Source organism: Nonomuraea sp. LP-02 (genome assembly GCF_036289125.1).
Classification (GTDB): Bacteria; Actinomycetota; Actinomycetes; order Streptosporangiales; family Streptosporangiaceae; genus Nonomuraea; species Nonomuraea bangladeshensis.
This window is the reverse complement of record NZ_JAXCLK010000001.1, coordinates 246,538-271,250: the sequence shown is the minus strand read 5'-3', so window position 1 is coordinate 271,250 and position 24,713 is coordinate 246,538. Positions and strand designations below refer to the sequence as shown.

Annotated in this window: 25 protein-coding genes and 1 pseudogene; 15 read left to right on the top strand and 11 right to left on the bottom strand. The window is 72.6% G+C overall.

Going from position 1 to position 24,713, the window contains the following annotated elements:
- Window positions 1-68: 68 nt before the first annotated feature.
- On the bottom strand, window positions 69-959 hold the full coding sequence (locus SMD20_RS01255; protein WP_329573965.1) for a maleylpyruvate isomerase family mycothiol-dependent enzyme: 891 nt from the start codon (window positions 957-959) through the stop codon (window positions 69-71).
- Window positions 959-1,510 (bottom strand): sigma-70 family RNA polymerase sigma factor, encoded by a 552-nt coding sequence (locus tag SMD20_RS01250; RefSeq protein WP_329573964.1) that lies wholly within the window; start codon window positions 1,508-1,510, stop codon window positions 959-961. Before SMD20_RS01250 ends, SMD20_RS01255 begins: the two co-directional genes overlap by 1 nt.
- A gap of 175 nt (window positions 1,511-1,685) precedes the next feature.
- Between SMD20_RS01250 and SMD20_RS01245 the strand changes: the two genes are divergently transcribed.
- Window positions 1,686-2,111, top strand: coding sequence for an OsmC family protein (locus SMD20_RS01245; protein ID WP_329573962.1), 426 nt, complete (start codon window positions 1,686-1,688; stop codon window positions 2,109-2,111).
- Window positions 2,112-2,211: 100 nt separating this feature from the next.
- Window positions 2,212-4,335, top strand: a complete 2,124-nt coding sequence (gene glgX, locus SMD20_RS01240; protein ID WP_329573958.1) for a glycogen debranching protein GlgX — start codon at window positions 2,212-2,214, stop codon at window positions 4,333-4,335.
- A gap of 10 nt (window positions 4,336-4,345) precedes the next feature.
- Here the strand turns inward: glgX and SMD20_RS01235 are convergent, their stop codons facing one another.
- Window positions 4,346-4,741, bottom strand: a complete 396-nt coding sequence (locus tag SMD20_RS01235) for a hypothetical protein (RefSeq protein ID WP_329573956.1) — start codon at window positions 4,739-4,741, stop codon at window positions 4,346-4,348.
- Between the two features lie 177 nt (window positions 4,742-4,918).
- On the opposite strand from SMD20_RS01235, the gene SMD20_RS01230 reads away from it, so the two are divergent.
- From SMD20_RS01230 to SMD20_RS01220, 3 genes are read left to right on the top strand one after another with little or no spacing between them, the layout of a single operon-like run.
- A complete protein-coding gene (locus tag SMD20_RS01230) occupies window positions 4,919-5,647 on the top strand; it encodes a pyrimidine reductase family protein (protein WP_329573955.1) in 729 nt (242 codons plus the stop codon).
- On the top strand, window positions 5,644-6,804 hold the full coding sequence (locus tag SMD20_RS01225; protein WP_329573953.1) for an ATP-dependent DNA ligase: 1,161 nt from the start codon (window positions 5,644-5,646) through the stop codon (window positions 6,802-6,804). The genes SMD20_RS01230 and SMD20_RS01225 overlap by 4 nt, the downstream gene beginning before the upstream one ends.
- 26 nt (window positions 6,805-6,830) lie before the next feature.
- Window positions 6,831-7,172 (top strand): hypothetical protein, encoded by a 342-nt coding sequence (locus SMD20_RS01220; protein WP_329573952.1) that lies wholly within the window; start codon window positions 6,831-6,833, stop codon window positions 7,170-7,172.
- Between the two features lie 19 nt (window positions 7,173-7,191).
- On the opposite strand, the gene pgeF is transcribed toward SMD20_RS01220, so the two are convergent.
- A complete protein-coding gene (gene pgeF / locus SMD20_RS01215; protein ID WP_329573950.1) occupies window positions 7,192-7,899 on the bottom strand; it encodes a peptidoglycan editing factor PgeF in 708 nt (235 codons plus the stop codon).
- A 77-nt stretch (window positions 7,900-7,976) separates the two neighbouring features.
- Between pgeF and SMD20_RS01210 the strand changes: the two genes are divergently transcribed.
- Window positions 7,977-9,410, top strand: a complete 1,434-nt coding sequence (locus tag SMD20_RS01210) for an aldehyde dehydrogenase family protein (RefSeq protein ID WP_329573948.1) — start codon at window positions 7,977-7,979, stop codon at window positions 9,408-9,410.
- Window positions 9,411-9,428: 18 nt separating this feature from the next.
- Window positions 9,429-10,310 carry a tetratricopeptide repeat protein gene (locus SMD20_RS01205; RefSeq protein WP_329573946.1) on the top strand — a complete coding sequence of 294 codons (882 nt, stop codon included), beginning with the start codon at window positions 9,429-9,431 and terminating at the stop codon, window positions 10,308-10,310.
- A gap of 116 nt (window positions 10,311-10,426) precedes the next feature.
- Here SMD20_RS01205 and SMD20_RS01200 read toward each other — a convergent pair whose 3' ends face one another.
- Together SMD20_RS01200 and SMD20_RS01195 are read right to left on the bottom strand one after the other, a co-directional pair.
- Window positions 10,427-10,837, bottom strand: coding sequence for an RNHCP domain-containing protein (locus SMD20_RS01200; RefSeq protein ID WP_329573944.1), 411 nt, complete (start codon window positions 10,835-10,837; stop codon window positions 10,427-10,429).
- A 1-nt stretch (window position 10,838) separates the two neighbouring features.
- The gene (locus SMD20_RS01195) at window positions 10,839-11,207 is read right to left on the bottom strand and encodes an RNHCP domain-containing protein (RefSeq protein ID WP_329573943.1); all 369 of its coding nucleotides are present in this window, start codon (window positions 11,205-11,207) and stop codon (window positions 10,839-10,841) included.
- Between the two features lie 358 nt (window positions 11,208-11,565).
- Here SMD20_RS01195 and SMD20_RS01190 point away from each other — a divergent pair, with 358 nt between their 5' ends.
- Window positions 11,566-13,671: an acyl-CoA dehydrogenase gene (locus SMD20_RS01190; protein ID WP_329573941.1), complete on the top strand. Its 2,106-nt coding sequence runs from the start codon at window positions 11,566-11,568 to the stop codon at window positions 13,669-13,671.
- A gap of 4 nt (window positions 13,672-13,675) precedes the next feature.
- Here the strand turns inward: SMD20_RS01190 and SMD20_RS01185 are convergent, their stop codons facing one another.
- Window positions 13,676-14,410 carry a class F sortase gene (locus tag SMD20_RS01185; RefSeq protein WP_329573939.1) on the bottom strand — a complete coding sequence of 245 codons (735 nt, stop codon included), beginning with the start codon at window positions 14,408-14,410 and terminating at the stop codon, window positions 13,676-13,678.
- On the bottom strand, window positions 14,400-15,002 hold the full coding sequence (locus SMD20_RS01180) for a hypothetical protein (RefSeq protein ID WP_329573937.1): 603 nt from the start codon (window positions 15,000-15,002) through the stop codon (window positions 14,400-14,402). The genes SMD20_RS01185 and SMD20_RS01180 overlap by 11 nt, the downstream gene beginning before the upstream one ends.
- 183 nt (window positions 15,003-15,185) lie before the next feature.
- On the opposite strand from SMD20_RS01180, the gene SMD20_RS01175 reads away from it, so the two are divergent.
- Both SMD20_RS01175 and SMD20_RS01170 read left to right on the top strand, forming a co-directional pair.
- A complete protein-coding gene (locus tag SMD20_RS01175) occupies window positions 15,186-15,380 on the top strand; it encodes a hypothetical protein (protein WP_329573936.1) in 195 nt (64 codons plus the stop codon).
- Window positions 15,381-15,389: 9 nt separating this feature from the next.
- A complete protein-coding gene (locus tag SMD20_RS01170) occupies window positions 15,390-16,202 on the top strand; it encodes an MBL fold metallo-hydrolase (protein ID WP_329573935.1) in 813 nt (270 codons plus the stop codon).
- 23 nt (window positions 16,203-16,225) lie between these two features.
- Here the strand turns inward: SMD20_RS01170 and ligD are convergent, their stop codons facing one another.
- Window positions 16,226-17,230, bottom strand: a complete 1,005-nt coding sequence (gene ligD, locus SMD20_RS01165; RefSeq protein ID WP_329573933.1) for a non-homologous end-joining DNA ligase — start codon at window positions 17,228-17,230, stop codon at window positions 16,226-16,228.
- A gap of 367 nt (window positions 17,231-17,597) precedes the next feature.
- On the opposite strand from ligD, the gene msrB reads away from it, so the two are divergent.
- Window positions 17,598-17,999: a peptide-methionine (R)-S-oxide reductase MsrB gene (gene msrB, locus SMD20_RS01160; protein WP_020542927.1), complete on the top strand. Its 402-nt coding sequence runs from the start codon at window positions 17,598-17,600 to the stop codon at window positions 17,997-17,999.
- Window positions 18,000-18,162: 163 nt separating this feature from the next.
- On the opposite strand, the gene SMD20_RS01155 is transcribed toward msrB, so the two are convergent.
- Entirely contained in the window at window positions 18,163-19,314 is a 1,152-nt protein-coding gene (locus SMD20_RS01155) for a hypothetical protein (RefSeq protein ID WP_329573930.1), read from the bottom strand.
- Window positions 19,315-19,387: 73 nt separating this feature from the next.
- Here SMD20_RS01155 and SMD20_RS01150 point away from each other — a divergent pair, with 73 nt between their 5' ends.
- Genes SMD20_RS01150 through SMD20_RS01140 form a run of 3 tightly spaced genes read left to right on the top strand, consistent with a single transcriptional unit; the run spans window position 19,388 to window position 22,627 of the window.
- Window positions 19,388-20,326, top strand: coding sequence for an ABC transporter ATP-binding protein (locus SMD20_RS01150; RefSeq protein ID WP_329573929.1), 939 nt, complete (start codon window positions 19,388-19,390; stop codon window positions 20,324-20,326).
- A 1-nt stretch (window position 20,327) separates the two neighbouring features.
- Window positions 20,328-21,467, top strand: a complete 1,140-nt coding sequence (locus tag SMD20_RS01145; RefSeq protein WP_329573927.1) for an ABC transporter permease — start codon at window positions 20,328-20,330, stop codon at window positions 21,465-21,467.
- Window positions 21,464-22,627 carry an ABC transporter permease gene (locus SMD20_RS01140; RefSeq protein WP_329573925.1) on the top strand — a complete coding sequence of 388 codons (1,164 nt, stop codon included), beginning with the start codon at window positions 21,464-21,466 and terminating at the stop codon, window positions 22,625-22,627. Before SMD20_RS01145 ends, SMD20_RS01140 begins: the two co-directional genes overlap by 4 nt.
- 6 nt (window positions 22,628-22,633) lie before the next feature.
- Here SMD20_RS01140 and hemQ read toward each other — a convergent pair whose 3' ends face one another.
- Window positions 22,634-23,335 (bottom strand): hydrogen peroxide-dependent heme synthase, encoded by a 702-nt coding sequence (hemQ, locus tag SMD20_RS01135; RefSeq protein ID WP_329573923.1) that lies wholly within the window; start codon window positions 23,333-23,335, stop codon window positions 22,634-22,636.
- A 152-nt stretch (window positions 23,336-23,487) separates the two neighbouring features.
- Here hemQ and SMD20_RS01130 point away from each other — a divergent pair.
- Window positions 23,488-24,684: pseudogene (locus SMD20_RS01130) on the top strand (RNA-guided endonuclease InsQ/TnpB family protein); the annotation flags it as partial.
- Window positions 24,685-24,713 lie beyond the last annotated feature (29 nt).

Genomic DNA, 24,713 nt, shown 5'->3' with positions numbered 1-24,713 from the left:
CATGCGCCCGAGCCCGAACGTGCGCGGGGTGCAGATGTACCCAGCGAGGCGGCGGCTCACCCTCTCGGTCAGGGGCCGGAGAGCGTGGGGGCGGTGCGGAGGACGTCGGCGGCGAGGGCGCGGTCGCCGGTGACCGTCGCGGGGAACGTGGCGGGATCGCCGCGGCCGCCGAGGAGGAAGCAGAAGGCGCGGACGTCCGCCGTCAGGTGCGCGTCGGGCTCGCCCGGCGTGGTCTCCTCGACGCCTAGGGGCAGCAGCCACTCGCCCCCGCCGGCCCCGGTCAGCGTCAGCCGCAGCGTACGGCCCGAGCCGTCCAGCCCGGCGAAGAGCATCGTCCAGGGCAGCAGCCGGGCGCACAGGTCGGCGGTCGGCCGGATGTGCTCGGGGATCGGGTCGGGCAGCCGGACGCCGGCCGCGCGGGCCGCGTCGTCGGTGTGGATCCAGGTCTCCAGGCCGCGCGCGAGCACGTGGTCGCGCACCGGCACCTCCAGCCCGTCCAGGGTGGCGCGGTCGGTCTCCGGCAGCCCGGCGAGGTGCCGGCAGAGGGCGTCGGCCTGCGCCCGCCAGTCGCGCCGCGTCTGCTCGGGGCTGCGCGCCCGCTCGTACGCCTGGACGTCGCCGGTGCGCCCCGTCGAGTCGAGCGCCCGCAGCGGCGGGCCGAGGACGGGGGCGCCCACGGAGGCGGCCAGCAGCCCGTCCTTCGCGGCCAGGTGCGCGACGAGCTCCTGGAGCGTCCATCCTTCGACGACGACGCGCGCCCAGTCGTCGTCCCCGGCCGTGGCGAGCAGGGCGTCCATGGCGGCCACCCGGCCCGCGTACGGCGCCGCCCACGAGGCCGTGGCGGCCGCGGGCCTGCGCCGCGCCCGGGCCCCGGCCAGGAGCTGGGGCCGCAGTGAGTGGGCCGGCACCGCCGGCTCCTCCATCAGCGCGTCCAGGTAGAGACGCTCGACGGGGTCCATCACACCTCTTCCTCCGCCAGCGCGTCCGCCAGCCGCCTGAGTGCCAGCCGGATGCGCGATTTGGCCGTGCCCTCGGGCACGCCCAGTTCCTCGCCGACCTGCCGGTACGTCCTGCCACCGTAATAGGCCAGCTCGACCGCCTGGCGTAATCCGTCGGGCAGTTCGGTCACCGCCTGGCGTACGCGGTCGGCCTCGTCGGCGGCGAGCACGCCGTCCTCCAGCCGGGCCGGCTCGCGTTCGAAGAGCCGGGGGCCGAGCGCCGAGACCCGCCGCCGCTCCTCGGCGCGCACGTGGTCCACCGCCCTCCGGTGGGCGATGGTCGCCAGCCAGGCGCGCAGCGTGCCGCGGTCGGGGTCGTAGGCGAGCGGCCGCTCCCAGAAGACGAGGAACACCTCCTGCGTGATGTCCTCGGCGATCACCCGGTCCCTGGTGACCCGCAGGGCCAGGCCGAAGATCAGCGGGGAGAGCCGATCGTAGACCTCGCCCAGCGCGGACTCGTCGCCGCCGACCACCCGCTGGTGCAACAGGCGGTCGTCGTACGGTGCCTCCACTGGCACCACGCTCCCGTTGTATCCGGACCCAGGCGGCAGGTGCGCCGCGACCCGAGCATGTCATTATTCGCCGCAAAAGTAGAGACGGATGAGTGCCTCGCCGGATTCGCCGCTCCCAGGGGCAGGGTTCCTGACAGGGTAGGGTCGGAAGTCCGTACCGGAGGGAGCATTTCATATGGCCACCACCCGCACCGCGACCACGCAGTGGAAGGGCGCCCTGCTCGACGGGTCGGGCACCGTCTCGCTCGACACCTCGGGCGTGGGCACGTTCGAGGTCTCGTGGCCGTCGAGGGCGGAGGCGGCCAACGGCAAGACCTCCCCCGAGGAGCTGATCGCGGCGGCGCACTCGTCCTGCTTCTCGATGGCGCTCTCGCACGGCCTGGCCGGCGCGGGCACGCCGCCGGAGTCGCTGCGGACCAGCGCGGACGTCACCTTCCAGCCCGGCGAGGGCATCACGGGCATCGTGCTGAGCGTGCAGGGGCAGGTGCCGGGCATCACGGCCGAGCAGTTCCAGCAGGCCGCCGAGACGGCCAAGGCCAACTGCCCGGTGAGCAAGGCGCTGGCCGGCACCACGATCACGCTCAAGGCCGAGCTGCTCTGAAACGTCATCCACGGCGCCGGTATCCTTCCGGCGCCGTGCAGGTGAGGGCATCCGCACATTGAGAGACCAAAACCGGCTTCCCATGCGACAATTGGGCCACATGCGCGAGGTCTGGCCGGGGCAGCCCTATCCACTCGGCGCTACCTGGGACGGCGTTGGCACGAGCTTTGCGGTGTTCTCAGAGGTCGCCGAGCGGGTCGAGCTTTGCCTCTTTCACGATGACGGCTCCGAGGATCGGGTGGAGCTACCTGAGGTCGACGGGTTCGTCTGGCATGGCTACCTGCCGGGCATCCAGCCGGGCCAGCGGTACGGCTACCGCGTCCACGGCCCCTACGCCCCGCAGCACGGGCACCGGTGCAACCCGAGCAAGCTGCTGCTCGATCCCTACGCCAAGGCGATCGACGGCGAGCTGACCTGGAACCAGGCGCTGTTCCCCTATTACTTCACCGATCCCGGGCGGCGCAACACCGAGGACAGCGCCCCCTACATGCCGAAGAACGTGGTGATCAACCCGTTCTTCGAGTGGGGCAACGACCGGTCGCCGGGCATCCCCTACCACCAGACGGTGATCTACGAGGCGCACGTGCGCGGGCTGACGATGCGCCATCCCGACGTGCCGCCCGAGCTGCGCGGCACCTACGCCGGGATGGGCCATCCGGCGATCATCGACCATCTGCTGTCGCTGGGGGTCACGGCGGTCGAGCTGATGCCGGTGCACCACTACGTACCCGAGCACTTCCTGGTCGCCCGCGGGCTCACCAACTACTGGGGCTACAACACCATCGCCTACCTCGCCCCGCACGGCCGCTACTCCAGCAGCGGCACCCGCGGGCAGCAGGTCCTGGAGTTCAAGGCCATGGTGCGGGCGCTGCACGAGGCGGGCATCGAGGTCATTCTCGACGTGGTCTACAACCACACCGCCGAGGGCGACCACATGGGCCCGACGCTCGGCTTCCGCGGCATCGACAACGCCGCCTACTACCGCCTGCACGACGGCGACCGGCGCTACTACCTCGACTACACCGGGTGCGGCAATTCGCTCAACGTACGCTCTCCGCACGCCCTGCAGCTCATCATGGACTCGCTGCGCTACTGGGTGCTGGAGATGCACGTCGACGGGTTCCGCTTCGACCTGGCCTCGGCGCTGGCCCGTGAGCTGCACGACGTCGACCGGCTGAGCGCGTTCTTCGACCTCATCCAGCAGGATCCGGTAATCTCGCAGGTCAAGCTGATCGCCGAGCCGTGGGACGTGGGGCCGGGCGGCTACCAGGTGGGCAACTTCCCGCCGCTGTGGACGGAGTGGAACGGCAAATATCGCGATATCGTGCGCGATTTCTGGCGGGGCACGCACTCGGCGCTGCCCGAGTTCGCCTCCCGCCTGACCGGCTCGGCCGACCTCTACGAGTCCTCCGGCCGCCGCCCGGTCGCCTCCATCAACTTCGTGACCTGCCACGACGGGTTCACGCTGAGCGATCTGGTCTCGTACAACCACAAGCACAACGAGGCCAACGGCGAGGACAACCGCGACGGCACCAACGACAACCGCTCCTGGAACTGCGGCGCGGAGGGGCCGGTCGAGGACCCGGACATCGTGGCGCTGCGCCGCCGCCAGCGCCGCAACTTCCTGGCCACGCTGTTCCTGTCGCAGGGCGTGCCGATGCTCTCCCACGGCGACGAGATCGGCCGCACCCAGCACGGCAACAACAACGCCTACTGCCAGGACAACGAGCTGGCCTGGGTCGACTGGTCGAGGGTGCGCACCGAGTCCGACCTGCTGGAGTTCGTCCGCGCGCTGGCGAAGCTGCGCCGCGAGCACCCGGTCTTCCAGCGCCGCCGCTTCTTCCACGGCCGCCATCCCGACAACGGCGACCGCGACCTGGTGTGGCTCACGCCGGGCGGCTCGGAGATGACGGCCGGCGACTGGCACATCGGCTACGCCAAGTCGCTCATGGTCTATCTCAACGGCGAGGCGATCACCGAGCCGGGGCCGCGGGGCGAGCGCATCGTGGACGACTCGTTCCTGCTGCTGATCAACGCCCACCACGAGAACATGCCGTTCACGCTGCCGGGTCCGGAGTACGGCAGCGGCTGGCTGCCGGTGCTCGACACCGCCCACGACTCGATCGAGGACCTCGTCGCCGATCCGCGGCAGCCGGCGGGAGGCGTGGTGACGGTCACCTCGCGCTCGCTCCAGGTGCTCCGCCGTCCCCGCGAGGCCCAGTAGGCGGGGGCCGTCAGAAGACGCGGGCGGCGCTGGCCGTGAGGAACACCAGCGCGAACACGGTCACCCCGGCGAGGCCGTGCAGCGCCACCGCCAGCACGGGCAGCCCGGACACGGCGTCCCCGTGCCTCCCGCTGCCGAGCCACCTGGTGAACATCACGAACCCCAGCAGCGCCGCCGCCGCCAGCCCGGCCGTGGCGAGCCAGGCGAGGGCCCGGCTGCCGGTGGCCAGCGCGGCGGCCCAGCACGCCAGCGCCGACACCGCGAGCGCGGGGTGGGAGAGGACCAGCGCCAGCGGGAAGCGGGTGACCTTGGCCCGGCGGCCTCCGCCGCCCGCCAGCCAGCGGCGCAGCAGGTACGCCCCGGCGAGCGCGGCGATCGTCCACGTTCCGGCGGTGACCAGCCCCATGGGCCCTCCCCCTGTCCGTCCCATGCCTGCCTTGACGTCACTTGACGTTACTTGACGTTACTCGTCACGTTAAGCAGACCGTTGGCGTTATGTCTGCGGATACACAAAAGTGCGATATGAGGGAGACCGGCGGACGCCCCCGGACCGGTTGTCGGTGGCGTGTGCCAAGGTAGAGACGTGCGGCGCATCCTTCCCGACATTCACGACAATCCAGACATCGCCCAGGCGTACGCCTACCCCGAGGGCCGGCCATGGCTGCGGCTCAACATGGTCTCCAGCGCCGACGGCGCCGCCTGGCTCAAGGGCCGCTCCGGCGGCCTGTCCACCCGTGGCGACAAGCGCGTCTTCCAGGTCCTGCGCGGCCTCGCCGACGTCGTCATGGCGGGCGCGGCGACCGTGCGCACCGAGGGCTACCGCCCGATCGAGCCGCGCGCCTCCTGGGCGGACATCCGCGCGGGCCGCCCCGACGTGCCCCCGATCGCGGTCGTCTCCCGCACCCTCGACCTCGACCCCCGCCACCCGCTGTTCACCGGCGCGCCCAGCCGCACCCTCGTCATCACCTGCGAGGCCGCGCCCCGCGAGCGGCGCGCCGAGCTGGCCGAGGGCTGCGACGTCATCGTGGCCGGCGACGAGAGCGTCGACCTGCGCGAGGGCGTGGCGCGGCTGCACGAGCGCGGCCTCGGCCGCATCCTGTGCGAGGGCGGTCCGCTCATCAACGCCCAGCTCTCGGCCGCCGGCCTGGTCGACGAGCTGTGCCTGACGATCAGCCCGCTGCTGGTCGGCGGCGACGCGGCGCGCATCCAGAACGGCGAGGCCGCGCTGGTCGGCCTGGACCTCGTCCAGGTGCTGGAGGAGGACGGGGCCCTCTTCTGCAGATACGTCACGGGGAAGGAAGATCACGCATGACCACGGACCCGACAGTCAACGCGGCGCCGGCCGAGGAGCCCGAGCCGGAGCCGGTGCCCAACCTGGTCGTACGCCCGCCGGTGCCGCCCATGCTGGCCAAACCGGTCAAGGCCATGCCCAGGCAGGACGGCAACCTCTTCTACGAGCCCAAGTGGGACGGCTTCCGCTGCATCATCTTCCGCGACGGCGACGAGGTCTACCTCGGCAGCCGCAAGGAGCGGCCGTTCACCCGCTACTTCCCGGAGATCGTCGAGGCGGCGAAGGCCGAGCTGCCCGACAAGGTGGTGATCGACGGCGAGATCGTGCTGCCCAGGGGCTCGCAGCTCGACTTCGACGCGCTGCAGCAGCGCATCCATCCGGCCAAGTCGCGGGTGAAGCTGCTGTCGGAGGAGACGCCCGCCCAGTTCATCGCCTTCGACCTGCTGGCCGTGGGCGAGGAGTCGCTGATGGAGGCGCCGTTCGCCGAGCGCCGGGCCCGGCTGACCGAGCTGTTCACCAAGGAGGGCGGCTCGATCCGGCTGACGCCGGTGACGACCGACGACCGGCAGGCGGACGAGTGGTTCGAGACGTTCGAGGGGGCGGGGCTCGACGGCATCATCGTCAAGCCCGGCGACCAGCCGTACGTCCCGGACAAGCGCACGATGTTCAAGGTCAAGCACGAGCGCACGGCCGACGTCGTGGTGTGCGGCTACCGCGAGCACAAGTCGGGGCCGATCGTCGGCTCGCTGCTGCTCGGCCTCTACGGCGACGACGGGAAACTGCACCACGTCGGGGTGGCGGCGTCGTTCCCGATGGCGCGCCGGGCCGAGCTGGTGGAGGAACTGCGGCCGCTCATCGCCGACCTCGGCGAGCACCCGTGGGGGCACTGGGCCGAGGCGGCGCAGGCCAACATCGGGCAGCCGGCCGCCGGGCCGTCGCGGGGCGGGCAGCGCGTGCCGGGCGCGGTGTCGCGGTGGAACGCCAAGAAGGACCTGTCGTTCATCCCGCTGCGGCCGGAGCGGGTGATGGAGGTCGCCTACGACCAGATGGAGGGCGACCGGTTCCGGCACACGGCGCACTTCCGGCGGTGGCGGCCGGACCGCACGCCGGAGTCGTGCACGTACGAGCAGCTGGAGCGTCCGGTCAGCTACAACCTCGACGACATCCTTGCCCGCTGAGCGGAATGCCCCAATAGTCTCTAAGCATGAGCACTGGGGATGAGTTGAAGGCCGCTGTCTCGGCTCGCCGCGACTTAGGGCCCGATTTCGAGGACGCCATCGTCGAGTCGTTCCTCGACAAGATGGGCAAGGAGGTCGACCGGCGGGTGGACGAGCGCCTGGCCCAGGCCGCCCCGAAGGCGTCGGCCCAGCGCCGGTCGAACGACGGGCAGCGGCTCGCCCTGGCCATCGTCTCCCTGTCCCTGGGCACGGTCGCCACGCTGACGCTGGCGCTCGTGGGCGAGGGGCAGAGATTCCTCCTCATACCCGTCTGGGTCGGCATCATCATCGTGAACGTGGTCTTCAACAACGGCCGAGGCAAGGACTGAGCGCCGCCGGCCGCGGGCGTCAGTCGAGCCAGACGAGGCCCGCGAACCGGCCGCCCGGCTGCTCGCGGCGGTGGGAGTAGAGCTCCCGCGACTCGATCGTGCAGCGCGCGTCGTGCCGGATCTCCGCCAGCCCCGCCGCCCTGAGCTGGGCCTCGATGCCGGCCCGCAGGTCGAGCGCCGGGGTCTGCCACGACGTCGTGGACCACGTCTCCGGCACCTTCGCGGCGACGCGCTCGCGCAGCTCGGCGGGCACCTCGTAGCAGCGGCCGCACGCGCCGGGGCCGATCAGCGCGACCATCCGGCCCGGCTCGGCGCCCTTCGCCGCCATCGCCGTCACCAGCGCCGTCGCGATGCCCGCCTCGGTGCCGGGGCGGCCGGAGTGCGCGGCGCCCACCATGCGCGCGACCGGGTCGGCCACCAGCACCGCCGGGCAGTCGGCACCGAGCGAGGCCAGCGCCAGCCGGGGCTCGGTGGTGAACACGCCGTCGAGCGGCGGCGGGTCGTCGCCGAAGGGCTCGCTCACGTACGCCACGTCGGCGCTGTGGACCTGGCGCATGTAGACCACGGCCCGCACGCCCAGCTCGGCCGCGACACCCGCGCGGTTGGCGCGCACGGCGGCCGGGTCGTCGCCGACCATGCCGCCGAGGTTGCGCGAGCCGTAGGGCGGGGCGCTGACGCCCCCGTGCCGGTCGGTGACGGCGACGTGCACTCCAGGGGCCAGTTGCATACCTCGATCCTAGAACGCCCCCACGCCCGGATGGGTTCGCCTGGCTCCTTCTGTCAAGCAAGCATATGCTTGGTCGCGTGCCTGACTATCGTCATCTCATCGGCGGCGAGCTGGTCGCCGCGTCCCGCACGATGGAGTCGGTCGACCCGAGCACCGGCGAGGCGTGGGCGCGCGTCCCGGCCGGCGGCCCGGCGGAGGCCGAGGCGGCGGTGGCCGCGGCCGCCGCCGCCTTCCCCGCCTGGGCGGCGCTGCCCGCCCTGGCCCGCGCCCACCACCTGCGCAAGGTGTCGGAGATCTTCGGCCGGCACGCGGAGGAGCTGGCCAGGCTGGAGACCCGCGACAACGGCCGCATCCTGCGCGACACCCTGAAGAGGGACCTGCCGGGGATGGCGTTCCTGTGGCAGCTCGCGGCGGGGCAGTGCCTGGACGCGGTCACCGGCGACACCGTCATCCTGGGGCCGGACACGCTCGGGCTGACCCGGCGCGAGCCGTACGGGGTCGTGGTCTGCATCATCCCGTGGAACTCCCCCATCTCGACCTTCTCCGCCAAGGCCGCGTACGCGCTGGCGGCCGGCAACACCGTGGTCGTCAAGCCCGCCGAGCAGGCGAGCGCGTCGGTGCTGCGGCTGGGCGAGCTGCTGGCCGAGGTGTTCCCGCCCGGCGTGCTCAACATCGTCGGCGGGCTCGGCGAGGAGGTGGGCGACGCCCTCGTACGCCACCGCGACGTCGCCAAGATCAGCCTCACCGGCTCCACGGAGACCGGCCGGGCGATCACCCGGGCGTCGGCGGACGCGCTGAAGCCGATGACGTTCGAGCTGGGCGGCAAGTCGCCCAACATCGTCTTCCCCGACGCCGACCTCGACGCCGCCACCCAGGGCGTCACCGTCAACTCGATCTACACCGGCAACGCCGGGCAGGTGTGCGTCGCCGGCTCCCGCATCCTCATCCACCGCTCGATCTGGGACGAGATGCTCGGCCGGATCAGGGACACCTGCGCGGGACTGGTGCTGGGCGACCCCCAGGACCTGCGGACCACGATGGGGCCGATCGTGTCGGCCGGGCAGTTCGAGCGGGTGACCTCGTACCTGGAGCTGGCCGCGAAGGAGGGCGCCCGGCTGGTGTTCGGCGGGCGGAGCGGCGCGGAGGTGGTGCCGGAGCTGCCGGGCGGCTACTGGGTGGAGCCGACGCTCTTCGCGACCGAGGACAACGCGCTGCGGGTGTGCCAGGAGGAGATCTTCGGGCCGGTGGCGGTGGCGCTGCCGTTCGACAGCGACGAGGAGGCGCTGGAGATCGCCGACGATTCGCCGTACGGGCTGGCGGCCGGCGTCTGGACGCGCGACCTGGGGCGGGCGCACCGGTTCGTCCGGGATCTGCGGAGTGGGACGGTCTGGGTGAACACCTATCGGCAGATGCCGCCCGGCCTGCCGTTCGGCGGCGTGAAGGACAGCGGGTACGGCCACGATTCGGTCCTGGAGTTCACCCGGGAAAAGGCGGCCATTATCCAGATCTAGTGGATAGAGTTCCGCGTCATGAGCGAGGGGATCAAGGACCGGGCCGAGCCCGGAATGCCCGAGGCGGCGGCTCAGTCGCGGGCGTCGGTGCTGCGCAGCCGCGCCGAGTCATACATCGCCCTGTCGCGGTACGAGGCCGCGATCGCGGACCTCACCGAGTCGATCGCCCTGGTGCCCGACAACGCCCGCGCCTGGCGGCTGCGCGGCGAGAGCCACCGGATGATCGAGCGGTACGACGCCGCGCTGACGGACTTCGACGAGTCGCTGAAGCTGGAGCCCGACAGCGCGTACGCGCTGGGCTCACGGGGGCAGACGTACGCGGCGATGGGCCGCCTGGAGGAGGCCATGGCCGACTTCGAGCACGCCCTCACCCTGACGCCCGACTCGCTGTGGATCCTGGAGGCGAAGGCGGACGCCCTGGTGGACCTCGACCGCCTCGACGAGGCCCTGGACGAGCACGCCAAGATCATCAGGGTCAACGGCGAGCAGCCGTACCCGTGGGTGGCCCGCGGCGACCTCTACCAGCGGCTCAACCTCTACCCCGAGGCCATCGACGACTACGCCAAGGCCCTCGCCATCGACCCCGGCCACGTACGCGCCCTGAGCCGGCGCGGCGAGGCGCTGCGCATGATCGACCGCTACGAGGAGGCCCTGGAGGACCTCAACCGCGCCCTGGAGCTGGACCCGCACAACGACCGGGCGCTGGGCAGCAGGGGCGCGGTGCTGAGCGAGCTGGGCGACAACGAGGCGGCCCTGCACGACCTGGACCGGGCACTCGAACTGGACGACGAGTACGTCTGGGCCTACCGGGTGCGGGGCGAGATCCTTCAGGAGCTGGACCGCCACGAGGAGGCGGTGGCCGACTTCACGCGGGCGCTGCACCTCGAATTCGGCGATTGAGCCCCGCGGCGGGCGGTGGACACGATAGAAAAGCAGCGAAGCCCCCGGCATCGACGGGCGTGGTTGTGGTGGCCCTCCCGTTCGCCGGGGGCTTCGCTGTGTTGTGAAGTGCTGTCTCAGATCGCGAGCAGCGCCGTGGCCGGGAGCCGGCCGCCCGCGGACAGCGGGCGCATGGCGATGCGGAGCAGCGCCAGCGCGTTGTCGTCGCCGGCGATGCGGTTCGCGCTGAGCTCGTCGCACGACTGGCAGTGATGGATGATCAGCCACTCGCCGTCCGGCCGGACGGTGACGCTGAACGCCGCCATCCGGCCCCGGCAGCCCGCCCGGCGGTCCCCGGGCACCCGGCGATCGACGTGCAGGCTGGTCAGGCAGTGCGGGCAGTGGTTGCGGTGCGCGGTGCCGGGCGCGGACATGGGCACGTCCAGCCGGCAGCCGACACAGCGGAACGCGTCGCCGCGCTCGCCGTGCCGGACCGCGATCTTGCGCCGTTGCGGCCGTTCGTCACGGCCGGGGTTCCTCCTGGGCATGTCACAGATCACCGAACGCCTCAAGCGGGAACGGCGGCTGCGCGAGCGGGCGTACCGCCATGCGCATGAGGATGAGCTGGTTGTCGTCCCCGCAGATGGGGTTGGACGTGAGCTCGCCGCAGCGGGTGCAGCGGTGGATGAGCATCCAGTCGCCGGTGCGCAGGACCGCGATCGAGATCGGGATCATGCGCGCGCGGCACTCGGACGGGCCGCCCTCCACGCGGTCGAGCACGTGCAGCGAGTGCAGGCAGCTCGGGCAGTGGTTGCGGCGGGCGCCGTCGGGCGCGGCGGCGGTCACGGTGAGGCCGCAGCGCACGCAGGCGAACGTGTCGGTGGAGAGGGTGGATCGTGGTTTGCCGTTGCTGGACAACGCGGGTTGCTCCTTGCCGGAAGAAGAACGATGAGCGTCGACGAATGCGGCAAGGGTGCGCCTGGCGGGCCGTCGCGCGTACGGACGCGCGGGCACGCCGGTGCCGTGGGCTGTCGTCCTCCGGCCGGTCGGTGCGGGAAACGCGGATCAGCGGCAGGAGGGGCCGGCGGCACGTCGAGGCGCACGCCGCAGCGTGACGGTCATAAACGCACTCCCTCCAGGGGCGGCGGGTCGCCTGCCCGGGTCTTCCCTCGATCCGATGCTGATGGTTCGCAGAGTAGCCGGGACGGGTGGCGAGGGGCCAACCATTTTTTTCCTGGGCTGGAGGTACACCGAACAACGTTCTAGGTTCGGTGCCATGAGTATCGGATTGAGTGAGGAACACCGGGCGCTGGCCGCGTCCGTGCGCGGGCTCGCCGGGCGAGGCGCCGATCATCCGGCGCTGGCCGCGCAGGGGCTGCTGGGTCTGCACCTGCCGGAGCGCTGCGGCGGGCAGGGGTACGGGCTGCTGGAGCTGTGCGTCGCCCTGGAGGCGCTGGCCGAGCGGCGGGCCGGCGGGCCGTACCTGGCGAGCGTCGTGGCGTCGGCCGTCCTCGCGCGGAGCGGCGGGCACGACGACGTCGTGGCCGCCCTGGCGGACGGGTCGAGAACCGCCGCCGTCGCCCTCCGCCCGGCGGGTGAGACCGTCGGCGAGGCCCGCCACCCGGCCGGCGGGGCCGCCGGCGGCGCCCTCGGCCCGACGGCCGGCGGGGGCCTTTCGGTGCTCGCGCTCGGGGCGGCCGATGCCGACCACTTCCTCGTGCCGGCCGGTGACGGGTCCTGGGCCCTGCTGGGCCGGGACGCCGTCACCGCCACGCCCGCCGGCGGCGTCGACCTCGACCGGACCCTCTGCACCGTGACCCTGGAGCGGCCCCCGGCGGCGGAGGCGGTGCTGCGCGACGCCCCCGTACGGGAGATCGCCGCCGTCCTGCTGGGCGCGGACGCCTGCGGGGTCGCCGCCTGGGCGGTCGCGACGGCCGCCGAGTACGCCAAGGTACGCCAGCAGTTCGGCCGCCCGATCGGCCAGTTCCAGGCCGTCAAGCACCGGGTGGCCGCCGCCCTCGTGGCCCTGGAGCAGGCCCGCGCCGCCGTCTGGGACGCCGCCCGCGCCCTGGACGGGCCTGCGCTCGACGACGAGACCCGCCTGGCCGTGGCCGTCGCGGGCGTGCTGGGGCCGGACGCCGGCGTACGGTGCGCCGCCGACGCCATCCAGGTGCTCGGCGGCATCGGCTACACCTTCGAGCACGACGCCCACCGCTACTACCGCCGAGCGCTGTCCGACCGCATGCTCGCCGGCGACCCCGGCCCGTGGGCGGAGGAGGTGACCGGGCTGGCGGTGGCCGGCGTACGGCGGGCGATGGAGCCGGACCTGCCCGAGGAGGCCGCCGCCGTCAGGGACGCCGTCCGGGCCGAGGCGGAGTCGCTGCGCGCCGAGGAGCCGGAGGCCAGGAAGGCGAGGTTCGCCCGGGAGGGATGGATCACGCCGTACCTGCCGAGACCGTGGGGCCGGGGCGCGTCGCCGCTGGAGCAGGTGATCATCCACCAGGAGTTCCGCGACCTCAAGCGGCCAAACCTCGGCATCGGCGCCTGGGCGGCGCCGTCCATCGTCGCGTACGGCACCCCTGAGCAGCGGGAACGTTTCCTGCCGAAGACCTTCGCCCGCGAGATCGTGTGGTGCCAGCTCTTCAGCGAGCCCGGCGCGGGCTCGGACCTGGCGGGCCTGACGACGAAGGCCGTCCGCGTGGAGGGCGGCTGGTCGCTGACCGGGCAGAAGATCTGGACCTCGCTCGCCCAGTACGCCCACTGGGGCATCTGCCTGGCCCGCACCTCGCCCGACCGGCCGAAGCACGACGGCATCACGTACTTCCTGGTGGACATGTCCTCCCCCGGCGTCACCGTCCGGCCGCTCAAGGAGATCAACGGCGACGAGATCTTCAACGAGGTGTTCCTCGACGACGTGTTCGTCCCGGACGACCTGGTCGTCGGCGAGGTGGACCAGGGCTGGCGGGTCGCCAGGGACACCCTCTCCCACGAACGGGTCGCGCTCGGCGACTCCTGGGGCCCCGGGTCGCAGCACACCGACATGGCCGGCCTCATCGCCCGGCTGCCCGCGCTGGGGCAGGCGCGGCGCGAGCAGGCGGGCCGGCTGTGGGCGGAGGGGCAGGCCATCTCGGCCCTCGGGCTGCGGGTGACGCTGTCGAAGCTGTCCGGGGGCGACGCGGGGGCCGCCGCGAGCGTACGGAAGCTGCTCGGCATGCGGCACTCGCAGGCGATCTCCGAGTTCTGCTGGTCGCTCGCCCCGGACGACCCCTACTGGAGCCGCATGATCCTGACGACCCGGGCGTTCACGATCGGGGGCGGGACCACCGAGGTGCAGCTCAACATCATCGCCGAGCGGGCGCTCGGGCTGCCCCGCGACCCGTGACCGGTCAGCTCCCGGCCCCGGGATAGTACGGGGCCGCGAGGTGGGCGTACACGATCGTGTTGTCCCGGTAGCTGTGCGCCCGCCGGTCGAACGTCCCGCCGCAGGTCACCAGCCGCAGGCCCGGGTAGGAGAGCTTGCCGTAGACCTTCCGTGCGGGGAAGCCGGACTTCGGCGCGTGCTCGACCCGGTCGACGACGAAGACGGCCACCGAGCGGTCGGCGCGCAGCACCTGCACCTGGTCGCCGCGCCTGACGTCCTTGAGTCGGGCGAAGACGGCGGGGCCGCTCCTCGTGTCGAGGTGGCCGGTGATGACGGCGGCGCCGCGCTGGCCGGGGACGGGGGCGTAGCGGTACCAGCCGGCCAGGTTCGGATGGTCGAGCGGCGGGTTCTGGATCGCGCCACGGGCGTCCAGGCCCAGCTCCATCAGCGGGGCCGCCACGCCGACGGACGGGATGTAGACGGCGGTGGGGCGGGCGGCCCGCATCGGCCGGGCGACCACGCCCACGGGCAGGGGGCCGGTGACGGGCGCGGCTCCGGGCGGCGCCTGCCGCGCCGCCGTCGGGGACTCCGATCGGGCCGGGGCGCCGCCGACCGGCTCGCCGCCGTCCCCTGTCATGCCGCGCAGCCCGTACGCGATCAGCGCCAGCCCCGCCAGCGTGACCACGGCCGCCAGCCCCCAGATTCCCCACTGCCCGCCCCTGCCGGCCGTTCGCGCGGGGGGCGCCGGGTCAGTCGGCATCCCGGCGGCGGCGTACCGCGACGCCGGTCAGGCCCGCGCCCGTGATCAGGGCGAAGCCGCCGACCGCGAGCGCCCACACCGGCCCGTCCTGGACGAGCCCGCCGCCGCCGGTCTCGGGGTGGCCGCGAGGGACCCGGTGCTCGCGTTCGCGGGCCGGCCGCCAGGGCGCGTCCGACGCCTGCGGGGTGGGCGCCGAGGACCAGGAGTCCTGCGGGGCGGGGCCCCCGGACCAGGTGTCGCCCGGGGTCGGGACGCTGGACCAGGTGTCGCCGGGGGCCGGAGCGTCGGACCGGGTGTCGTCGGGGACCGGCGACCAGGAGTCGCCGGAGCCCGACCACGAGTCGTCCCCGCCGCTCGGCCGGGAGGCGGGCGGCCCGGTGTCGCGGCCCGTCCACGAGTTGTCGGCGGGTGCGTCGCAGCGGAGCGGCGGTGGTAGGACGCAGGCGGATCCCGTTCCCGGCACCTGGGGATCGGTGCGGGTGACGGCGGAGGCGGAGGCGGAGGCGGCGCCGTAACCGGCCGCCAGGCTCACTCCCGCCACCACGAAGGCCGTCACCGCTCCCGCAGCCGCGAGACGTCGCGCTCTTGCCATGGAAGGCTCCCGAAGGGTCGGCTGTCGCCCCCGATGCCCTAGAGAGCCTTGCGAACTATTAGACCGAGCGTCAAGTTATGTGACCGAAGTGAAACAGGCCGATACGTTCTGTTCGCGGTGTTTGGCTCTCCACCGAGGTGGCAGGGGACCTCGGACAAGCCGTACAAACAAGGACGAAACACCATGAGCAACCCACAGCAGCCTGAACTGCGCAGATCGGGCAAATCGGCTACCGAGTCCAAGTCCGCGAAGGAGATCCCCGAGACGAGGAGCGGCGAGAAGCGCTCGGCGCGGCCCCACGGCACCGACAAGGGCCGCAAAGGCGGCGGCAAGGGCGGCGGCGTGCCCCCTGGTCAGCAGCCGCCGTACCCGGAGTGAGGCGCCGCCGTGAAGGGGAGCATCCAGTTCATCGGGAACGCGACGACACTGATCCGCTACAACGGCTTCACGTTGCTGACGGATCCCAACTTCCTGCACCGTGGACAGCTTGCCTACCTGGGCCACGGCCTGGTCTCGCGCCGCCGTACGGACCCCGCCCTGGAGATCGAGGACCTGCCGACCCTGGACGCGGTCGTGCTCTCGCACATGCACGGCGACCACTGGGACCGGGTCACCCGCAGGGGCCTGGACCGCGACACGCCCATCGTGACCACCCTCTCCGCGGCCGGCAAGCTCCGCCGCCGGGGCTTCGGCCAGAGCGTCGGCCTGCGGCAGTGGCAGCAGCACGAGCTGCGGAACGCACAGGGCAGCGTCATGATCACCGCGCTGCCCGCAAGGCACGCGCCGGGGCCGCTGGAGCGGCTGCTGCCGCCGGTCATCGGGACGATGCTGGAGTTCTGTGACCGCGAGGGACGGGTGGAACTGCGCCTGCACATCAGCGGCGACACGCTGCTCGACCGCCGGCTCGACGCGATCCCGCGCCGCTTCCCGGAGATCGACGTGGCACTCGTCCACCTGGGCGGGACCAAGCTGCTCGGGACCGTGCTCGTGACCATGGACGGCAGCCAGGGCGCCTCGTGGGTGGACCAGCTCGATCCGCGTACGGTCGTGCCGATCCACTACGACGACTACACCGTCTTCACCTCGCCGCTGGACGACTTCCGGCACCACGTGGAGCAGGCGGGCCTGGGCGACCGGGTGGTCTATCTGGATCGGGGCGAAACGCGGGAGCTCGCCCCGCACCAGATCGCCCGCCACTGACCGCCACCATCCGCCTGGTGGCGTCAGTCTTCCTGGTGTCGGGCGCGGCTGGGCTGCACGCGCATCGGCTCGCCCGGCATCTTCGGATAGTTGGGCGGATAGGGCATGTCGCCGCGATCGTCCTTGGCGTACAGCTCCAGCAGCGGCTCGATCGAGTAGGCGTGGTCGTCGATGGTCGCGTGCACGTCGCCCAGCTCGGCGAAGCGGGCGGGCACGGTGCGGATGTCGAAGTCGCGCGGGTCGGCGTCGGCCAGCTCGTCCCAGGTCAGCGGGGTGGAGACGGGCGCGTGCGGCTGGGCACGCACGGAGTAGGCGCTGACGACGGTGCGGTCGCGGGCGTTCTGGTTGAAGTCGATGAAGACGCGCTGCCCGCGCTCCTCCTTCCACCAGGCGGTGGTGACCAGGCCCGGATCGCGCTCCTCGACCGCCCTGGCCAGGGCGATGCCGGCGTGACGGACCTGGATGAAGTCCCATCTCGGCTCGATGCGGACGGCGATGTGCGCGCCGCGGTTGCCCGAGGTCTTCACGAAGCCGGTCATGCCCAGCTCGCCGAGGACCTCCCTGGTCAGGAAGGCGGCCCGGCGCGCGGCGTCGAAGTCGAGCCCGGGCTGCGGGTCGAGATCGATGCGCAGCTCGTCGGGGTGCTCGACGTCGGAGGCCCGCACCTGCCAGGGGTGGAAGTCGATGGTGCCGAGATTGGCGCAGTAGGCCAGGGCGGCCACCTCGGTGACGCGCAGGGACTGCGCCGTGCGGCCGCTCGGGAAGGTGACGGTGACCGACTGGAGCCAGTCGGGGTGCTTGGGCGGCATGCGTTTCTGGTAGATGGCCTCGGTCTGCACGCCGTCGGGGTGGCGCTTGATGTTGGTCGGGCGGTCGCGCAGCGCCCGCAGCGCGCCCTCGCCGACGCTGACGTAATAGTCCACCAGCTCGCGCTTCGTGGCGCCGAGCTGCGGGAAGTAGACCTTGTCGGGGTTGGTCACCTTGACGGTGCGCTCCCCCACCTCTAGCTCGATGAACGGCGATGCCATGCCCAGGAACCTACAGCCCTTCTCCGACAGAAACGGGGTGGGAGGCCGGTCGCGGGCAGGGTGGGCCCGCCCCGGAGCACTTCTCGGTGGCGGGACCGAGGGCTCGACAGGGCGGGCCTGCAGATCGTCCGCCGCCGTTCCGGGCGCTGGCGCGCCACCCGGCCGGCCGTTCCGACCCCTTCAGCGGCGCCAGCACGGGCGTGGGCTGTGCCGCTCATCGGGTCCGCGGACGATCTCACCCCTTCGCAGGAGGCGATGACACCCCCTTACCGACAAAGACGCGAATTCTCCCCAGAATGGATGCTTCACCCTGCGGAGATCTCTTTTTGCCGGATCTCGCACTTCGGCCGTCTCGTACTCTGGGGGTATGGAAAAGGTCGTCAAGAGCGAGGCCGAATGGCGGTCGCAGCTCTCCCCGGAGGAGTACCACGTCCTCAGGGAGGCCGGGACCGAGCGCCCGTTCACGGGGGAGTACGTCGACACCAAGGTCGAGGGCGTCTACTCGTGCCGCGCCTGCGGTGCCGAGTTGTTCCGCTCCGACACGAAGTTCGAGTCGCACTGCGGGTGGCCGAGCTTCTACGCCCCCTCCGAGTCGGACGCGGTGAAGCTGATCGAGGACCGCAGCCTCGGCATGGTGCGCACCGAGGTGCGGTGCGAGAGGTGCGACTCGCACCTGGGGCACGTCTTCCACGGCGAGGGCTACCCCACGCCCACCGACGATCGTTACTGCATCAACTCGGTGTCGCTGCGCCTCGAACCCAAGGCGTGATCACTCAGCGACTCCGCGTACCAATCTTGGGCCACGGGTAAGCCTCCCCGCGTGCGGTTCATCCATCTCCGCCACCGGTGGGTGACGATCGAGACCATCGGCCGGGTCGTCACCCAGCGGTGCGAGGTGTGCTCGAAGACGCGCGTACGGGTGCGTTGACCCCTCATTCCGGGGCGCGGTGGGTGAGGGTGCAGCTGCGGTCGGAGGGGCCGAGGATGTTGGCGAGCACGGGGTTGCCGTTCCCGCCGAGCCGCGCGTGCACGAACACCACGCGCCTGGCCGCTCCGGCGGCGCGCAGGTAGTCCATGCCGCGTTCGCACAGGACGACGGCGGCGCGGGAGTTGCGCGCGGACTCCGGCAGGTTTGTGTAGATGCGTAAATATCCGCCGACGGAGCGGATGTCCGTGACGCGGCTCTGAGCCCGGTCGGCGGGGCTCCAGTGCGCGCGGAAGTAGTCCATCGCGCGGTGGTCGGTGTGCGAGGACGGGCCGTCGGCCCGATAGCCATCGGTGCTGTAGCTGTCAGTGCGGTAGTCGTCGATGCTGTGGTCGTCGGTGCTGTGGTCGTCGGCCGTGTCCGTGCCGGGGATGGCGAGCAGGCCCTCGTCCTGGGGTGGGGTGGCGCCGGGGATCGCGGCCTGGCCGGTGGCGGCGGTGCCCGGGACCGGCCCGGCCGTGGCGGCTCCGCCGTTGAGCGCGCCCGTCGCGGCGGCGGTCCGCCTGGGGGCGGCGGTTCCCCGGGAGGTGGCCGACGAGCCCGGACCCCCTGGGTCCGCAGTTCCCCCGGACGTGGCGGACGAGCCCGGACCCCCTGGGTCCGCCGGCCGGTCCGCGTCGCTCGCCGCGGACGGGACGCCCGCTCGCGGCCCCGTACCGTCCCCTCGCCCGGATGACGCCGGACCGTCCGGCAGCGTCCCGCCCGGCAGCGCGGCCGGTCCCGGACCGCTCGTCCCGCCGCCGGCCACCGCGCCGCCGAACACCCCGCCGCCGGCGAGCGCCCACGCCACTCCCCCGGCCAGCACGAGCGCCCCCACGACCATCGCGACCGCCGAACGCGCAGGAGCCGGACGGGCCGCATTTTTCCGCGCCCCACGGCCCCGCCGGCCGCGCTCCCGCAGGCCGCCCTCCCGCGCCCCACGCTCCCGCGCCTCGCCCTCCCGCAGCCCGCGCCACCACGGCCCGCGCCCCCACAGGCCGCGCGGGCGCCGGGCGGCGTGCCGGCCGGCCGCGTGCCTGCGGCTTCCCGGCCGCGGGATCTGTTCCCGCCGTGCCGGATCCAGGTCCGGCGTGTGGCGGGGCTTGCCGGATGGTCGCATCGCGGCCTCCTCACCCCCGTGGGCCCCGGATCGGGGCTTGCCGGTGTAGGACGCCTACGATCACACTACGGTTGTGGCCCAGGACGAGATCCTGAAATGTCATGAGTTACGCAAGACGTTCGGCGATCTCGTGGCGGTCGCCGACGTCAGCTTCGCCATCACCGCCGGCGAGACGTACGGACTGCTGGGCCCCAACGGCGCGGGCAAGACGACCACGATCTCGATGATCGCCGGGATCCTCGACCGCGACGGCGGCGAGGTGCTCGTCTGCGGCCGTCCGCATGGCCCGTCGAGCACCTGGGGCAAGCGCCGCATCGGCTACGTCCCCCAGGAGCTCGCCCTCTACCCCGACCTCACCGCCCGCGAGAACCTGCGCTTCTTCGCCCGCCTCCACGGCCTGGGCCGCGCCGAGGCCCGCCGCCGCATCGACGAGGTGCTGGCCGTCGTCGGCCTCACCGACCGGGCCGAGGACGCCGTCAAGAACTTCTCCGGCGGCATGAAGCGCCGGCTCAACATCGGCGTCGGCCTCCTGCACCGACCGCCCCTGCTGATCCTGGACGAGCCCACCGCGGGCGTCGATCCGCAGAGCCGCAACGCCATCCTGGAGAGCGTCGCCGCGCTCGCCGGCGAGGGCACCGCGATCCTCTACACCACCCACTACATGGAGGAGGCCGAACGCCTCTGCGATCGCATCGGCATCCTCGACCTCGGCCGGATCAGGGCCGAGGGCACCCGCAGGGAGCTGGTCGGCCTGGTGGGCGAGCTGGACCGGATCACGCTGACGGTCGAGGGACCGCGGGTGGTCCCGTCGCTGCTGGCGCTGCCCGAGGTGCGCGCGGCCACCGGGCACGAGGGCCGCGTCGAGGTGATGGTCGAGGACGCCGGCCGGGCGCTGCCCCGGGTGCTCGGCGCGGCCACGGACGCGGGCGTGACCGTACGCGCGGCCGAGGTGCACGAGCCGAACCTGGAGTCGGTGTTCCTGCACCTCACCGGCAAGGCGCTGCGGGACTGACATGCGCGCGACCCTCCTCGTCATGGCCAAGGACCTGCGCCAGCGGGTACGCGACCGCTCGCTGTTCCTGCTCGCGCTGGTGGTGCCGTTCGCCCTGGCGGCCGTGTTCAGCCTGGTGTTCAGGGGCATCGACGCCCAGCCGGCGCCGACGCTCGCGCTGGCCGACCGGGACGGCGGGCCGGTCGTCACCGCGTTCGCCGAGCAGGCGCTGCTCCCCCTGGAGCGGGGCGGCGTCATCAGGTTGCGCCCGGTCGCGGACGAGCGGGAGGCGCGCGCGGCGGTGGAGCGGGGCGAGGCGGACGCCGCCTACGTCGTCCCGCCCGGGTTCAGCGACGCGGTGACCGGCGGCCGGCCTACGACCCTCCAGGTCATCGGCGACTCCGGCCAGGGCGCGTACGTGGCCCGCGCGATCGCCGAGTCGTTCGCCGCCGAGGTCCGCTACGTGCAGGTGACGCTCGCGGTCGTGGACGGCGGGACGTTCGAGGGGGCGACGCTGGTCCCCCGCCCGGTCACGGTCGAGGACCTGGGGGCGGAGCGGCGGCAGCTCTCACTGGCGGAGGGGTTCGCGGCCGGGATGGCGGTGTTCTTCCTCTTCTTCACCGTGCAGTTCGGCTTCAGCTCGATCCTGGACGAGCGCCGCGACGGCACCCTGGCCCGGCTGCTGGCCGCGCCGGTCCCGCGGGCCGCGATCGCGCTGGCCAAGCTGCTGACGGGGTTCGTGGTGGGCGTCGCCGCCACGGCCGTCCTCATGAGCGCCGCCGCGCTGCTGCTGGGCGCGCGCTGGGGCCATCCGCTGGGCGTGGGGCTGCTCGTCGTGACGGGCGTGCTGGCCGCGACCGGGGTCATGGCGCTGGTGGCGACGGTGGCGAGGACCGCCGAGCAGGCGGGCAACCTGCAGAGCGTCGTCGCGGTGCTGTTCGGCGTGCTCGGCGGCGTGTTCGTGCCCGTGCAGCAGCTCGGCGGCGGGTTCGCCGCGCTCAGCCTGCTCACGCCGCACCGCTGGTTCCTGGAGGGCCTCGCCGACCTGCACGGGGAGCACGCGCCCGCGGTAGCGCCGGGGCCGACGCTGGCGCTGCTCGCCTTCGCGGCGGTCACGACCGGGGTCGCGCTCCTGCGGGCGGGAAGGATGCTGCGGCCATGACGATCGCGCGTGCCGCCGGGGCGATCGCCTGGGCGAACCTGGTCCGGCTCTTCCGCGACCGGACGAACGTCTTCTTCGTGATCATCTTCCCGATCGTGCTGATCATGGTGTTGGGGCTGTCGTTCGGCTCCGGCTTCCGTCCCCCGCTCGGCGTCGTGGACGCCGACGGCGGCCCGCGGGCGGCCGAGCTGGTACGGGCACTGGAGGCGACCGGGCACCGCATCGTGCCGGTGAGCGGCGACGCCGAGGCCCGCGACGCGGTCGAGCACGGCAGACTGGCCGGCGCGCTGATCGTCCCAGCCGGGTACGACCGCGCGCTGCGCTCCTACACCCCCGTCACGCTGGCGTTCATCGGCCGGGACGAGCCCGCGGCCCGCCGGCTCGGCGCCGCGCTGAACGCCGTGGTCGCGCGGGTGACGATGCCGGCGCGGGCCGCCGCGCACGCGCGGAGCGCCGGCGTCTCCGGCGGCTTCGACGAGCTGGTGGCGAAGGCGGAGGCCGCTCCCGCGCCCGGCGTCACGGTCGCCGTGAGCGCCGCCGGGGCGGCCGGCCCGCCCCCTCTGGGCGGCTACGACAGCGCCGCGACCTCGCAACTGCTCCTGTTCATGTTCCTGACCTCGCTGAACGCCGCCTCGGCGGTCATCGAGACGCGCCGGCTCGGGATCTCGCGCCGGATGTACGCCGCCCCGGTGCCGGTCCATGTCATCCTGCTCGGCGAGGCCGCGGGCCGGGTGGGCGTGGCCCTGCTCCAGGGCCTGGTCATCATGGCCGGGTCGGCGCTGCTGTTCGGGGTGCGCTGGGGTGACCCGGCCGGCGCGGCCGCGCTGCTGGTGGCGTTCGCGCTGGTGAGCGGTGGGGCCGCGATGCTGCTCGGGGCGGCGGCGCGCACCGAGCAGCAGGCGAGCGCGCTGGGCCTGCTGCTCGGCCTGGGCCTGGCCGCGATCGGCGGCGCGATGGCGCCGCTGGAGTTCTTCCCCGCACCCATGCGCCTGCTCGCGCACATCACCCCGCACGCCTGGGCCCTGGACGGCTTCGCCGAGCTGCTGCGCGGGGACGCCGGCCCGGCCGGCGTCCTGCCGCAGCTCGGCGTGCTGGCCTGCTACGCGGCGGCGCTCCTCACGCTCGGCGCGTGGCGCCTGCGCGCCGCCCTGTCGCGATGAAGCCCGCTAGGGAAGGGCTTCGACCAGCTCGCGCACCGGCTTGCGGGCGCCGGTGTAGAACGGGATCTCGACCCGGGTGTGGCGGCGGGCCGAGGCGCCGCGCAGCGTACGCATGAGGTCGACGATGCGGTGCAGCTCGTCGGCCTCGAAGGCGAGCATCCACTCGTAGTCGTTGAGCGAGAAGCAGGAGACGGTGTTGGCCCGCACGTCGGGGTAGTCGCGCGCCATCCGGCCGTGCTCGGCCAGCATCGCCCGCCGCTCGGAGTCCTCCAGGAGGTACCACTCGTAGGAGCGGACGAACGGGTAGACGCTGACGTAGGCGCGCGGCTCCTCCTCGGCGAGGAAGGCCGGGATGTGCGACTTGTTGAACTCGGCCGGCCGGTGCAGCGCCATCGCCGACCAGACGGGCCTGCTGTGCCGGCCGAGCGCCGTACGGCGGAAGCGGGAGTAGACGTCCTGCAGATCCTCCGGCGTCGGCGCGTGCCACCAGAACATGAAGTCGGCGTCGGCCCGCAGCCCGGAGACGTCGTAGACCCCCCTGGTCACGACGTCCTTGCCCGCGGCCTGCTCCAGCAGCTCCTCGACCTCGCCCGCCAGGCCGTCGCGGTCGGCGGGGCACGGCTCGGTCGCCTGGAAGACCGACCACATGGTGTAGCGGATCACCTGGTTGAGATCGCGGGCCTTCGGCCGCGGAGCTCCTTCTGTCATCAGATACCTCCGAGGAGACCCCCGCCTTCAGGCGGGGGAGAAATCGGACTCCTGCGCAGCAGGGCAGGAGCAGGCGATACGCCGTCAGGCGCACCGCCGTCGTCTTTCGCAATCGGCCGGTGCGCGAGTGACCTCGCACATACAATCGAAAGGTGGCGCAGCTCGTGAAGCGGGCCTACAAGTACCGCTTCTACCCGACCCCCGAACAGGCCGAACAGCTTGTCCGGACGTTCGGCTGCGTACGCCTGGTCTACAACAAAGCACTCGAAGAGCGGGCCCGCGCCTACATGGAAGGCCGCGGCGTCTCCTACACCGAGTCGTCTGCGACGCTGACCGCCTGGAAGAAGACACCCGAGCTGGCGTTTCTGAACGAGGTGTCGTCGGTGCCGCTGCAGCAGACGCTGCGGCATCTGCAGGCGGCGTTCGCGAACTTCTTCGCTAAACGGGCCAAATACCCGACGTTCAAGAGCAAGAAGCGGTCGCGGGCATCGGCGGAATACACCCGTTCGGCGTTCCGCTGGCGGGACGGCCGGCTCACCCTGGCCAAGATGAGCGCGCCGCTGGACATCGTGTGGTCGCGCCCGCTGCCCGAGGGGGCCGAGCCGTCCACGGTCACCGTGTCCAGGGACCCGGCCGGGCGGTGGTTCGTGTCCCTCCTGGTTGAGGAGAAGATCGCGCCCTTGCCGCCGGTCGAGCGGTCGACAGGTCTGGACGCGGGCCTGACCGCGCTGCTGACGCTGTCGTGCGGTGAGCAGATCGCCAACCCGCGTCATGAGCGGCGTGAGCGGCGCAGGCTGGCCAAGGCGCAGCGGGCGCTGGCCCGCAAGGAGAAGGGGTCGAAGAACCGGGCCAAGGCCCGGCTGAAGGTGGCACGGGTGCATGCCCGGATCGCCGACCGGCGCCGGGACTACCTGCACAAGGTCACCACACGGCTGGTACGCGAAAATCAAGTGATCGCCGTGGAGGACCTGACCGTCCGCAACCTGCTCAAGAACCATGCCCTGGCCCGCGCCATCTCCGACGCCGGCTGGCGGGAGCTGCGGCGCATGCTGGAGTACAAGACGGACTGGTACCGCCGCACACTGGCGGTCGCAGACCGCTTCTTCCCCTCCTCCAAGCTGTGCTCGCTCTGCGGGACGCTGCGGGAAGAGATGCCGTTGAGCGTCCGGGTGTGGGTCTGTGCGTGTGGCGCGGTGCATGACCGGGAGGTGAACGCGGCCCAGAACATGCTGCTCGCCGCCGGGCTGGCGGAGAGCTGAAACGCCTGTGGAGCTGGTGTAAGACCTCAACGGGAGTCCTCCTCTCGGGCGGGGCGACCGGCGGTGAAGCAGGAAGACCGACCGGTGACGGCCGGAATCCCCCTCGTTCACGAGGGGGA